Genomic DNA, 12501 nt, shown 5'->3' with positions numbered 1-12501 from the left:
CGCTCCGCTCGCCCATGTCGTTGAGCGTAGTCCGCCCCGTCGCCGGATTGTTCGCCCGGCGTGTCGACACGGCCACCGTACGCCTCAACCGTGCCCTTCTCCGCTTCCCAGACCATGACGTACCCGGACAGCATCGTGGGCGCCGCGACCGCGACGCCCACGATGGTTCCGCACGTTACAGATACTGGCCGGTGTTGCTCGCGGTCTCGATGGACCGGCCGGCCTCCGCGCCCTTGCCACCGGAGACGAGGGTACGGATGTAGACGATCCGCTCCCCCTTCTTGCCGGAGATCCGGGCCCAGTCGTCCGGGTTGGTGGTGTTCGGAAGGTCCTCGTTCTCCCGGAACTCGTCGACGCACGCGTCGAGCAGGTGCTGCAGCCGCAGCCCCTTGCGTCCGGAGGAGAGGAACTCCTTGATCGCCATCTTCTTGCCCCGGTCGACGATGTTCTGGATCATCGCTCCGGAGTTGAAATCCTTGAAGTAGAGGACTTCCTTGTCCCCGTTGGCGTAGGTGACCTCGAGGAACCGGTTCTCCTCGGTCTCCGAGTACATCCGAAGCACCACGGCCTGGATCATGGCGGCGACCGTCGACTGCGGGTCGTGACCGTGCTCGGCCAGGTCGTCCGGATGCAGCGGAAGACCGGTGAGGATGTACTTGGAGAAGATGTCCTTGGCCGCCTCGGCGTCCGGCCGCTCGATCTTGATCTTCACATCGAGTCGACCGGGTCGCAGGATCGCCGGGTCGATCATGTCCTCCCGGTTGGAGGCGCCGATGACGATGACGTTCTCCAGGCCCTCGACGCCGTCGATCTCGCTGAGCAACTGCGGCACGATCGTGTTCTCGACGTCGGAGGAGACGCCGGAGCCACGGGTCCGGAACACCGAGTCCATCTCGTCGAAGAACACGATGACCGGGGTGCCCTCGCCGGCCTTCTCCCGGGCCCGCTGGAAGATCAGCCGGATGTGCCGCTCGGTCTCGCCGACGTACTTGTTGAGCAGCTCGGGGCCCTTGATGTTGAGGAAGAAGCTGGTGTGCTTCTCCTGACCCCGCCGTTCGGCGATCTTCTTGGCCAGCGAGTTCGCCACCGCCTTGGCGATCAGCGTCTTGCCACACCCCGGAGGACCGTAGAGCAGGATGCCCTTCGGCGGACGGAGTTGGTGCTCCCGGAAGAGGTCGGCGTGCAGGAACGGCAGCTCGACGGCGTCCCGGATCTGCTCGATCTGGGACTGCAGGCCACCGATGTCGCCGTAGTCGACGTCCGGGACCTCCTCGAGGACCAGTTCCTCGACCTCGCTCTTGGGAATCCGCTCGTACGCGTACGCCGAACGCGGCTCGATCATGAGCGAGTCACCGGCCCGCAGGGCGGTGCCGATGAGGGTCTCCGCGAGGTGGACGATCCGTTCCTCGTCGGCGTGGGAGATCACCAGTGCCCGGTCGCCCGCGCCGCCGGTGGGGCTGTCGAGCACCTCCTTGAGCATGACGACCTCGCCGACCCGCTCGTAGCCGAACGCGTCGACGATGTTGAGCGCGTCGTTGAGCAGGACCTCCTGGCCACGCCGCAACTCCGCCACCTCGAGCGAGGGTGATACGGCCACCCGAAGCTTGCGACCGCCGGTGAACACGTCCACCGTGCCGTCGTCGTGTCGGGCCAGGAAGACACCATAACCGCTCGGCGGTTGCGCCAGACGGTCAATCTCCTCCTTGAGCGTGACGATCTGGGCGCGTGCCTCCTTGAGGGTGTTCACGAGCCGCTCGTTGTTCTCCGTGAGTCGAGCCAACTGCGCCTGAGTTGCCGCCAGCCGTTCTTCGAGCTGCCGGACGTGTCGAGGGCTTTCGGTCAACTTGCGCCGCACCAGAGCGAGTTCCTCTTGAAGAAACGCGACCTGGGTGGAGAGATCGTGGGCCTCCTTCTCCCACCGTGCGGCGCGCGAGTCCGCGTCGTCGCTGCGTGCCACGTCCCACCTCCCCGGGGGCTTGAACGTTCTGCCCTAACACTAACCGCTATGACGCTGATTCGGTTCCACGCAACACCCTCGTCACTGAAGCTTGATCACTTTGTCCATCCCCGGAGCCGTCCTCCGGGCCCGTCCCGGCCGGGATCCCGGGCCGCGGTTCGGGTACCGTCGCGGCGTGGTTGGCGACGGAACGCAACAGGCCGGGGCGGCAGTCCCGCCGGGGCCGGCGGAACTTCGGGTCTGGGTCGACCAGGACCTGTGCACCGGCGACGGGCTCTGCGTGCAGTACGCGCCCGAGGTCTTCGAGTTCGACGTCGACGGCCTGGCGTACGTCAAGGACGCGGCGGGCGACCTGCGGCTCGCGCCGGGCAGCCGGGTGGACGTACCGCCCCACCTGCGGTTGGAGGTCATCGACGCGGCCAAGGAGTGCCCCGGCGAGTGCATCCACGTCCTGGGTGGCCCGGACGAGGTCGAGGTGGCGGGACCGGAGGCGGCCTGACCGCGCCGGGGGCCCTCCGGACGGCAGCCCAGCCGGACCTGTTCCGGTACCGCCCGGTCCAGCCGCGACCCGACCGGACGAACCGTCAGAGGGTCGGACGGCCGACGACCGAGGCGACGAGCCGGGCGAACTCCTCCAGCCGGGCGATCTGCCCCGCACCGCCGTCGTCGAGCGTCTTGCCGAACCGCAGCGCGTCGTGCCGGGGCGGCAACTGCGCCTCGTCACCGGGCACACCCTCGTCGAGCGAACTGAGCAGCAGGTAGACGTCGATGCTGTCGACCCGGATCTGACCCGTGGCGGTGCGACTCAACCGGCGCCGGCAACCCACCTCACTCACCGTCGAGACGGGGACCACCCGGAGCGACGAGGTCATCGAGCCGGCGGGCCCGTCCTCCGGCGGCACGTCCTCGCCGTGCCAGAGGATCAGCCGGCTGCCGTCGCAGATCGCGACCTCCTGCCAGACCCCGTTCACCTCGTTGACGAACCGCTCCAGGGTGAAGCCGAGCACCGACGCGCCCCGGAGCACGCCGGTCAGCGCCTCCATCGCGACATCGGGATCTCGCAGGTACGCCCTGGCTGCCGACTCCAGATCCTGGTAGGGCGACCAGTCCGGAAAGACCGCGGGCAGGTCGCCACCGCCGCCACCGTACGCCGGTCGGCTCATGGCGCCTCCTCGCGAGGGGTCATCCCGCGGCTCCCCCGGGTGTCGCCTCGGCCTCCTGCCGTGCCTGGCGACGCAGCGCGTACGCCTCGGCACCCTTGCTCGGTTTGCGCCGGCGGGGCGGGGCGGTGACGCCGGGCGCCAGCCTGCGGCTGGAGACGAGGAATGCAGTGTGCGCGATCATCCGGTGGTCCGGACGTACCGCGAGTCCGTCGGCGTGCCAGTCCCGCACCAGGGACTCCCAGGCTCGCGGCTCGGTGAACCCGCCCCGCTCGCGCAGTGCCTCGACCAGTTCGGAGAGCTGGGGCGTGGTGGCGACGTAGCCGATGAAGACACCGCCCGGCACCAGAGCGCGCTCGACCAGGTCGAGTGCCTCCCAAGGGGTGAGCAGGTCAAGGATAATACGGTCGAAACCGGACTCCTGGCAGGATGCGACGTCCCCCACCCGGAGGGTCCACGCCGGATGCGGTCCACCGAAGAAGGATTCCACATTTCGGCGGGCGATTTCGGAGAAGTCCTCGCGCAGCTCGTAGGAATGCAGTTCACCGTCCGGACCGACCGCCCGGAGCAGGGAACAGGTCAGCGCACCCGAACCGACGCCGGCCTCGAGCACCTTGGCGCCGGGGAAGACGTCGCCCATCGTCACGATCTGCGCGGCGTCCTTTGGATAGATCACCTGGGCACCACGCGGCATGGACAGCACGTAGTCCGAGAGCAGCGGTCGCAGCGCGAGGTACGGCGTGCTGCCGGTCGAGGTGACCACGCTTCCGTCGGGCAGCCCGATCAACGCGTCGTGCTCGATGGCACCCCGGTGGGTGTGGAAGGACCGTCCCGGTTCCAGCGTGATCGTGTGCATCCGCCCCTTCGGGTCGGTGAGCTGCACCCGGTCACCCGGCCGGAACGGACCTCGGTGTGCCGGCACCGGGGCGGCCGGGTCGGTGGGAACGGCGGTGGGCTGTGCGGTCACTGAGTCATCTTCCGTTTCGGCTCCAGGAGCTGCGCCAGGTCGGCGATATGCAGAACGCCGATCACATCTTCGCCTGACGTCACGAGGTACTGCGCGCCCGGGTGGGCCTGTACCGCGTTGATCACCTGCTCCCCGCCGAGTCCGACGGCCAGGCTGGGCACCCCGTCCACGTTCCGGGCCACGGTGTCGACGGCGACCCACGGCCGGCGCTCGACCGGCACCGCCTCGGCCGCGGTCCGGTCGACCAGCGCCACCAGCCGGCCGGACGAGTCCGCCACGCCGAGCGCGGACGCGCCCTGCCCCGCGTCCACCCCCCGACGCTGCGCCTCGGCCAACGGGGTACCGGTGGGCACCGAGAAGACCGGGCGGGCCAGCCGGGACAGGTCGATCAGCGGGAATCGCCGGCTGATCCGGGCCGCCCGGATCGTCTGGCCGGCCCCCTGCCAGAGCGTGAACGCGACCAGCAGGATCAGCACCAGACCCAGCGGCGGAAGCCCGCCCAACCAGGTCAGCAGGCTGAAGAGCACGACGGTGCCGATCGCGACGGCCCGACCGAACCAGCCAGCCACCTCGGTGGCCAGATTGCGGTCCTTGGTCAGCGCCCAGACCCCGGCCCGCAACGCCCGACCGCCGTCCAGCGGCAGTCCGGGCAGGATGTTGAAGAGCGCGACCAGCACATTGCTCGCGGCGAGTTGGAAGGCGAACTCGTTGAGCAGGGTCCGGTCCGGCAGGGCCAGCGTGACTGCCACTCCCAGCAGCCCGAGCACCAGGGAGACGGCCGGGCCGGCGAGCGAGACCAGCAGGTCCACCCGGGGACTCGGTGCGTCCCGGTCCATCTCGGTGTAGCCGCCGAGCAGTTCCAGCGTGATCCCGCGGACCCCGATCCCGTACCGGCGCGCGGTCAGCGCGTGACCCAGTTCGTGCAGCAGCACCGAGCCGAGCAGGAAGACCACGAAGCCGAACCCGACCAGATAGCCGGTGAGCTGGGTCAGCTCGAGCTGCTGCCGGACGAACTCGCCGTACATGATCGTGACCAGGGCGACCAGCAGCAGCATGGAGGCGTTGAGGTAGACCGGAACCCCGAACACCCGCCCGACGGCGATTGCGGGCCGGCGGTCCGGGTTACGCCGCGGTCGCGAGTTTTCCTCCATTGGTCCGATGCTACGGAACATCACGCCGTGGGCACCCGCCGGTTCGGCCGGGGTCGACGCGGACGATCGGCGCGGGTACGCACGGCGGGGTGGGTGAGGCCGGTTCGGTCGTACCCGTGACATAGCCTTCCGGACATGACGGCGGAGACGGTGACATCGCAGACGGCCGCGCGGGGTCCGGAGACGGCCGCCGCGTCGAGCCGACCCACCCCGCCGGTCGCCGCCTCGCTGTCACCGTCCCGGGCCGCCGACTTCAAGACCTGCCCGCTGCTCTACCGGTTCCGCAGCATCGACCGCCTGCCGGAGCGGACGAGCGTCGACCAGGCCCGCGGCACTCTGGTGCACGCGGTCCTGGAGCGGCTGTTCGACCTCCCCGCCGAACAGCGGACCCCCGCCGCCGCGGCCGACCTGGTCGCACCGCAGTGGGAGCGGCTGGTGACCGAGCAGGCCGAACTGGCCGACGTGTTCACCGCGGACGACCTCGCCGGCCCGGTCGAGTTCCTGCAATCGGCCCGCGGCCTGCTCGACGGCTACTTCACGGTGGAGGATCCGCGCCGGCTGGAGCCGGCCGAGCGGGAGAGCCTGGTGTCCACGGTGGTCGACGACGAACTGCTCATCCGTGGCTACATCGACCGGCTGGACGTCTCGCCCGACGGCGCGCTGCGGGTGGTCGACTACAAGACCGGCGGCGCACCCCGGGAGGCGTTCGAGGCGCGGGCGCTGTTCCAGCTCAAGTTCTACGCCCTGGTGTTGTGGCGGACCCGGGGGGTGGTGCCGAGGGTGCTGCGCCTGCTCTATCTCAAGGACGCGGAGATCTGCGACTACACGCCCGACGCCGACGAACTGGTCCGGTTCGAGCGCACGGTGCTGGCCCTGTGGCACGCCATCGAACAGGCCACCCGGGCCCGCGACTTCCGTCCCCGGCCCAGCCGGCTCTGTGGCTGGTGCAGCCACCAGGCGCACTGCCCGGCCTTCGGCGGAACTCCCCCGCCGTTCCCCGAGCCGGCCGCCCCGACCGGGCCGGCCACGACCGTCGCGGCGCCGGTCCGGACGACCACCACCCGGACGGACGCGGCCACCACCCCGACGACCGGTCCGGTGCCCCACCAGGCGAGCCCGACCGACCCTGCGGTCCCGACACGTCCCGACCAGGAGGAGCGCTCCTCCTCCTGAAGAAGGAGGCACAGGTCGCCATCAGCGACGACCTGTTCGGCCGCACAGCGATTACCGTCGCCAGCATGACCCGTTCCGATGTCCCGGCACCGCCAGGCAACGCCCGGGACCGTTGGGCGTGGGCCCGGTCCCGGGTCACCCCCAGGCAACGCCGCTGGCTTGCCTGGGACGGACTGCTCGCCGTGGCGGCCGTCCTGGTGGAGACGGTGGTGGCGGTCACCGCACCGCCGGAACTCACCCCGCCGGGCTGGCCGGTGGCACTGTCCTGGACCGTCGCCTGCGCCACGCCGATCGTGCTGCGCCGGGTGGCGCCGTGGCCGGCGGTGGCCCTCGCGGTGCTGTCCTTCATCATCTCGGTACTGACCGGAACCGAGCCGGTGACCGTCGGTGTGGCGTTCGTCGCCCTGACCTACACCACCGCGGCCCTGTTGCCGCTGCGCCAGGCCGCGTTCGCCGCCGTACTGCTCTGGACGCCGGCCCTCGTGGTCGCCCTCGCCGAGCCGGCACCGGACCGCCTCACCGAACCCTCCCCCGCGTACGTGGTCTTCACCCAGTCGCTGCTCGCACTGGTCTGCTTCTTCGTCGGGCGTACGGTGCACGCCCGGCGCGCCACCATCCGGGCCCTCGAGGAGCGGGCCCGGGTCGCCGAGGAGAACCAACGCTCCCTGGCCGACCAGGCGGTCGCCGACGAACGGCGGCGGATCGCCCGGGAGCTGCACGACGTCGTCGCCCACCACGTGAGCGTGATGGGGGTGCTGGCCACCGGCGCCCGGCGGGTACTGCCCCGGGACCCGGGTGCCACCGACGGTGCGTTGGGCACCATCGAGGACACCAGCCGGACGACCCTGCGCGAGCTACGCCGCCTGCTGGACGTGTTGCGCACCGACGCCGAGCCGGCCGCGGACCTCTCCCCGCAGCCGGGGCTCGCCGGGATCGAGGCGCTGGTCGAACAGGTCAAGGAGGCGGGCCTGCCGGTGACGCTCCGGGTGGACGGTACGCCGGGACCGCTGGATCCGGGGGTGGCGCTGACGATCTTCCGGATCGTCCAGGAGGCGCTGACCAACACGCTCAAGCACGCCGGGGCGGCCACCGCCCAGGTCCGGCTCAGTTTCGGCGTCTACTGGATGATCGTCGAGGTCTCCGACACCGGACGTGGGCCGGCCCCGGAGACCGGACGGCTCGGACACGGCCTGGTGGGCATGCGGGAACGGATGGCCCTCTACGGTGGGACCCTACGCACCGGGCCCCGCCCCGGCGGCGGTTACCGGGTGTACGCGAAGATGCCGATGGAGCAACTGGGCGCGCCGATCAACGAGGGGGCATCGTGAGGGCGAGAAGCGAGCGTGCCGGGGCGGCCAGGGCGGCAGCGGTCCCGTCGTACCGACCGGGCGGTACGACCGCATGACCGACCGCCAGGAGCCCGCCCGGCCGATCCGCATTCTTCTCGCCGACGACCAGCCGCTGCTGCGTACCGGGTTCCGGATGGTGCTGGGCGCGGAGGACGACCTCGACATCGTCGGCGAGGCCGGCGACGGCGCGGAGGCGGTGGACCTGTCCCGCCGCCTGCTGCCCGACGTGGTGCTGATGGACATCCGGATGCCCCGGATGGACGGAGTGGCCGCCACCCGGGCGATCATCGACGCGCGGCTGCCGGTCCGGGTGCTCATCCTGACCACCTTCGACCTCGACGAGTACGTGGTCGGTGCGCTCCGGGCCGGTGCCAGTGGCTTCCTCGCCAAGGACGTGCCGGCCGAGGACCTGGTGACCGCCATCCGGACCGTCGCGAACGGCGAGGCCGTGGTCGCCCCACGCATCCTCAAGCGGCTGCTGGACCGGTTCGCGGAGTCGCTGCCCGATCCGTCCGCCACCCCGCCGAAGGCGATCGGCGTGCTCACCGAGCGGGAACGCGAGGTCCTGGTCCAGGTCGCCCGTGGCCTCTCCAACGCCGAGATCGCCCGGGTACTGACGGTGAGCGAGACGACGATCAAGACCCACGTCGGGCACGTGCTGACCAAGCTCGGACTGCGGGACCGGGTGCAGGCCGTCGTTCTGGCCTACGAGATTGGCCTGGTCCGCCCGGGCGCCTGACCGGCGAACGCCCTCCTCGGCCCCCGCCCTCCCCTGAGCGGATCGGGGTGGGTGACGACTCCACGGCGTACGCCTGCGGCAGGACGGGGTGTACGACCCGGCGGCACCGGGCTCGTCCCACCGGAGGAGAGCCCCGGTACGACGGGCGGACCCGGGAACCGTCCCGGCGTACGACGGAGCGGCGGCCGACGGCGCCTATCGTTTGGGCAGGTACGAAACGGGGGACGGCGGCGCCGCCGAGCCACCGGCCGGGATGCACCAGTTCCCGGCACGGACAATCGCATTTGAGGAAACAATCGCCGTCGGATAAGAAAACCGGATAGGAATGGTCCCGGGATCGACCGGTCGGCGACGAACCGAACCGGACGCCGGGTCGGATTATTGACACAGCCATTGTAGCGAGGGCTGGCAGCACGGCTTGGTTCGACGGGGCGAAGCCGTACCAGTCAGGGGCAACCCTGATTCGGTATCAGGGCCGACCCGCACCGAAAATCCGCCTCGGGCTCCGCCCGGGGACGGACGACCAGGTTGCCTTTGTCATCGACGATGGATGCTGCCGGCCGGGCCTCTTGGTCCGGCCGGACCAAGATTGTTCTAGGGGGAGATGAAGTGACGGCGACGGTAGCCCAAGATTCGCAGACGGCGGCGCGGGCCAGCGACGTATGGAAGGTGTACGGCAGCGGCGAGGCCCAGGTGGTCGCCCTGCGGGGGGTCAACGCGGAATTCGAGAGGGCTCGGTTCACCGCGATCATGGGGCCGTCCGGATCCGGAAAATCCACCCTCATGCACTGCCTCGCCGGGCTGGACTCGGTCACCCGCGGAACAATCCATATCGGTGACACCGCCGTTACCGGACTGGGCGACGCCGGCCTCACCAAACTCCGCCGCGACAAGGTCGGTTTCATCTTCCAACAGTTCAACCTGCTGCCCACGTTGACCGCGCAGGAGAACATCCTGCTGCCGTTGTCCATCGCCGGCCGGAAAGCCGACCCCGAATGGCTCGACACGGTCATCGACACGGTCGGACTCCGCGACCGGCTCAACCACCGTCCGGCACAGCTCTCCGGGGGCCAGCAGCAGCGCGTCGCCTGCGCCCGGGCCCTCGCCTCCCGGCCGGACGTCATCTTCGCCGACGAACCCACCGGAAACCTCGACTCCCGGGCCGGCGCCGAGGTACTCGGCTTCCTCCGTCGTTCCGTCGCCGAGTACCAGCAGACCATCGTCATGGTCACGCACGACCCGGTCGCCGCCTCCTACGCCGGCCGCGTCATCTTCCTCGCCGACGGTGAGATCGTCTCGGAACTCGTCGAGCCGACCCCGGACACCGTGCTGGACACGATGAAGAAGCTGGACGGGCTCTCCGAGGCGGGTCACTGATGCTGCGCGCGACCCTGAAGAGCCTGCTCGCCCGCAAGCTCCGGCTGATCCTCTCCGGGCTGGCCGTGGTACTCGGCGTCATGTTCGTCTCCGGTGCCTTCGTCCTCACCGACACCCTCGGACGCTCCTTCGACACCATCTTCAGCGACGCGTACGTCGGCACCGACGTCGGTGTCAGCGCCAAGCCGAAGATCGACGTCAACGAGATGGAAGGCATGCCCGTCGCCGCCACCTTCCCGGCCGCGACCCTGGACAAGGTCAAGGCCGTGCCCGGGGTGGCCAGCGCGACCGGCCTGGCCATGGCCGACGGCGCCCGGGTGATCGGCAGCAACGGCAAGGTGCTGACCTCCTTCGGACCGCCGCAGATGGGGTCGAACTGGATCGGCGAGAGCGGCCTGGTCACCCTGCGCGAAGGCAGTGGCCCGACCGCCGACGACCAGGTGGCGATCAACGCGGGCGTGGCCGAGGCGGCCAAGCTGTCCGTCGGCGACCGGGTCGGGGTGCTGACCCTGCAACCGAAGCGCGAGTTCACCGTCGTCGGCATCTTCGGCTACAGCGGCGACCGGGACAGCCTCGGCGGAGCCCAGGAGGTGGCGTTCACCGAACGCGCCGCCCAGGAACTGATGCTCGGCCAACCGGGGGTCTTCTCCGAACTGACCGTCAAGGCGGCCGACGGCGTCGACCCGGCGGCGTTGCGCGACGACATCGCGACGGCACTCGGCGACGGCTACGTGGTCAAGACCGGCGAGCAGCTCTCCGACGACGCCTCGGCCGGAATGAAGGAAGGTCTCGCCTTCTTCAACAACATCCTGCTCGGCTTCGCCGGCGTGGCCCTCTTCGTCGGCATCTTCCTGATCCTGAACACCTTCTCGATCATCGTCGCCCAGCGCACCAGGGAACTCGCGCTGCTCCGGGCCATCGGTGCCGGCCGGCGTCAGGTGATCGGATCGGTACTGGTCGAGGCCGTGGTGATCGGCCTGGTCGCCTCCGTGCTCGGGCTCGCCGCCGGCATCGGGATCGGCGCGCTCCTGGCGTACGTGTTCGGGCAGTCGGTCGGCGGGCTGCAACTGGCCGGGATCGGCGTACCGGCGAGCGCGGTGATCAGTTCGTTCGTGGTCGGCCTGCTCGTCACGGTCGTCGCGGCGGTGCTGCCGGCGCTGCGCGCCTCCCGGATCCCTCCGGTGGCCGCGATGCAGGACATCGCGACCCCGGACCGGCCACTGACCAAGATCTCCGCGGCCGGCGCCGTGGTCTCGGCGCTCGGCGGCACCCTGCTGGCGCTCGGCCTGAGCGGCAGCAGCGGCGACAACACGCTGTGGACCATTCTGGGTGGAGTGCTGCTCTGCTTCGTCGGGGTCGCGCTGCTGACCCCGCTGATCAGCCGGCCGGTGGTCTCGCTGCTCGGCAGGCTCTTCGCCTGGTCGGTGCCGGGCAAACTGGGCCGGTTGAACTCGGGCCGCAACCCGCGCCGTACCGCGATCACCGCCGCCGCGCTGATGGTCGGGATCGCCCTGGTCACCGGCGTGACGGTGATCCTCGACTCGGCCAAGAGCAGCATCACCGCACTGGCCGAGGACACGATCCAGGCCGAGTTGGTCATCTCCGGTGCGCAGACCGGACCCCGGCCGCCGAGCTTCGACCCGGCGGTGCTGCAGAAGGCCGCCGAACTGCCCGGTGTCGCGATGGTGGCCGGGTTGTACGGCGACCGGGCGCAGATCGGCGACAAGCAGGCGTGGATCACCGCGACCAGTGACGTGGCGGCGCTGCGGCAGATCTACCGGGCCACCCCGACCGCCGGCAGCATCGACTCGCTCGGCCCGAACCAGTTGCTGGTCGACTCGGACACCGCGAAGGAGCGGGGTCTGGCCGTCGGCGACACCATGCCGGTGCAACTGTCCCGGGGCGACGCGCAGACGTACACGCTGACCGGGATCTACGCCAAGTCGGATCTGTTCAACGGGTTCCTGGTTCCGGCCTCGGCGGCGACGAACTTCGCGGTGCCGCAGCCGATTCAGGCATACCTGCAACTGGCGCCGGGCGCGTCGGTCGACCAGGTGATGCCGAAGGTCGAAACGCTGCTCGCGGACAGCCCCGAGGTCTCCGTCGCCGATCGGGCCGACTTCATCGACCAGCAGACGAGCCAGTTCGACCAACTGCTGACGATGATCCAGGTGCTGTTGGCGCTGGCGATCCTGATCGCGGTACTCGGCATCGTGAACACGCTGGCCCTGTCGGTGCTGGAACGGACCCGGGAGCTGGGCCTGCTCCGGGCCATCGGGCTACGCCGGGCCCAGACCATGCGGATGATCACCGTCGAGGCCGTGGTGATCTCGGTCTTCGGCGCGCTCCTCGGTGTGGTGGTCGGTACCGGACTCGGCGCGGCGGTCGTCCGGGCGCTGCGCGAGGACGGGATCACCCAGCTCGTCCTGCCGTGGACGGAGATGGGGGTGTTCCTCGGCCTGGCGGCCGTGGTCGGGGTGGTCGCGGCGGTGCTGCCGGCGATCCGCGCCGCCCGGCTCAACGTGCTCGGCGCGATCGCGCACGAGTAATCCGCCCGCCGTCGACGGGGGTAGTCGGTGGGCAGACAGGGGCGGTGTCCGGAAGGACACCGCCCCTGTCGTGCGTCCG

10 protein-coding genes are annotated in these 12501 nt (G+C 70.3%); 6 read left to right on the top strand and 4 right to left on the bottom strand.

The genetic code is table 11. The features are described from left to right. Window positions 1-175: 175 nt before the first annotated feature. Complete coding sequence (arc, locus tag I0C86_RS21970) at window positions 176-1957, bottom strand: proteasome ATPase (protein ID WP_196203146.1); 1782 nt, start codon at window positions 1955-1957, stop codon at window positions 176-178. A gap of 175 nt (window positions 1958-2132) precedes the next feature. On the opposite strand from arc, the gene I0C86_RS21965 reads away from it, so the two are divergent. Next, the gene (locus I0C86_RS21965) at window positions 2133-2456 is read left to right on the top strand and encodes a ferredoxin (RefSeq protein WP_196203145.1); all 324 of its coding nucleotides are present in this window, start codon (window positions 2133-2135) and stop codon (window positions 2454-2456) included. A gap of 85 nt (window positions 2457-2541) precedes the next feature. Here the strand turns inward: I0C86_RS21965 and I0C86_RS21960 are convergent, their stop codons facing one another. The 3 genes from I0C86_RS21960 to I0C86_RS21950 are packed head-to-tail and all read right to left on the bottom strand — an operon-like array spanning window position 2542 to window position 5235. Further along, on the bottom strand, window positions 2542-3120 hold the full coding sequence (locus I0C86_RS21960; RefSeq protein ID WP_196203144.1) for a hypothetical protein: 579 nt from the start codon (window positions 3118-3120) through the stop codon (window positions 2542-2544). Between the two features lie 19 nt (window positions 3121-3139). After that, entirely contained in the window at window positions 3140-4084 is a 945-nt protein-coding gene (locus I0C86_RS21955) for a tRNA (adenine-N1)-methyltransferase (RefSeq protein WP_196203143.1), read from the bottom strand. After that, window positions 4081-5235, bottom strand: coding sequence for a site-2 protease family protein (locus tag I0C86_RS21950; RefSeq protein ID WP_196203142.1), 1155 nt, complete (start codon window positions 5233-5235; stop codon window positions 4081-4083). The genes I0C86_RS21955 and I0C86_RS21950 overlap by 4 nt, the downstream gene beginning before the upstream one ends. Window positions 5236-5370: 135 nt before the next feature. On the opposite strand from I0C86_RS21950, the gene I0C86_RS21945 reads away from it, so the two are divergent. From I0C86_RS21945 to I0C86_RS21925, 5 genes are all read left to right on the top strand, one after another. Further along, complete coding sequence (locus I0C86_RS21945; RefSeq protein ID WP_196203141.1) at window positions 5371-6408, top strand: RecB family exonuclease; 1038 nt, start codon at window positions 5371-5373, stop codon at window positions 6406-6408. 65 nt (window positions 6409-6473) lie between these two features. Beyond that, window positions 6474-7736: a sensor histidine kinase gene (locus I0C86_RS21940; RefSeq protein ID WP_196203140.1), complete on the top strand. Its 1263-nt coding sequence runs from the start codon at window positions 6474-6476 to the stop codon at window positions 7734-7736. Between the two features lie 73 nt (window positions 7737-7809). Then, window positions 7810-8496: a response regulator gene (locus I0C86_RS21935; RefSeq protein ID WP_196203139.1), complete on the top strand. Its 687-nt coding sequence runs from the start codon at window positions 7810-7812 to the stop codon at window positions 8494-8496. Between the two features lie 609 nt (window positions 8497-9105). Continuing rightward, window positions 9106-9873 carry an ABC transporter ATP-binding protein gene (locus I0C86_RS21930; RefSeq protein ID WP_196203138.1) on the top strand — a complete coding sequence of 256 codons (768 nt, stop codon included), beginning with the start codon at window positions 9106-9108 and terminating at the stop codon, window positions 9871-9873. After that, entirely contained in the window at window positions 9873-12422 is a 2550-nt protein-coding gene (locus tag I0C86_RS21925; protein WP_196203137.1) for an ABC transporter permease, read from the top strand. Before I0C86_RS21930 ends, I0C86_RS21925 begins: the two co-directional genes overlap by 1 nt. Window positions 12423-12501 lie beyond the last annotated feature (79 nt).

Origin of the sequence: Plantactinospora alkalitolerans, assembly GCF_015690345.1 — a bacterium.
Lineage (GTDB): Bacteria > Actinomycetota > Actinomycetes > Mycobacteriales > Micromonosporaceae > Plantactinospora > Plantactinospora alkalitolerans.
The sequence above is the reverse complement of the archived record's forward strand: the minus strand, read 5'-3'. Positions and strand labels throughout refer to the sequence as shown.

Coding starts and splice junctions, on each gene's coding strand:
- I0C86_RS21940 (WP_196203140.1), top strand. CDS start 6,474: ATGACCCGTTCCGATGTCCCGGCACCGCCAGGCAACGCCCGGGACCGT.
- I0C86_RS21960 (WP_196203144.1), bottom strand. CDS start 3,120: ATGAGCCGACCGGCGTACGGTGGCGGCGGTGGCGACCTGCCCGCGGTC.
- I0C86_RS21945 (WP_196203141.1), top strand. CDS start 5,371: ATGACGGCGGAGACGGTGACATCGCAGACGGCCGCGCGGGGTCCGGAG.
- I0C86_RS21925 (WP_196203137.1), top strand. CDS start 9,873: ATGCTGCGCGCGACCCTGAAGAGCCTGCTCGCCCGCAAGCTCCGGCTG.
- I0C86_RS21935 (WP_196203139.1), top strand. CDS start 7,810: ATGACCGACCGCCAGGAGCCCGCCCGGCCGATCCGCATTCTTCTCGCC.
- I0C86_RS21950 (WP_196203142.1), bottom strand. CDS start 5,235: ATGGAGGAAAACTCGCGACCGCGGCGTAACCCGGACCGCCGGCCCGCA.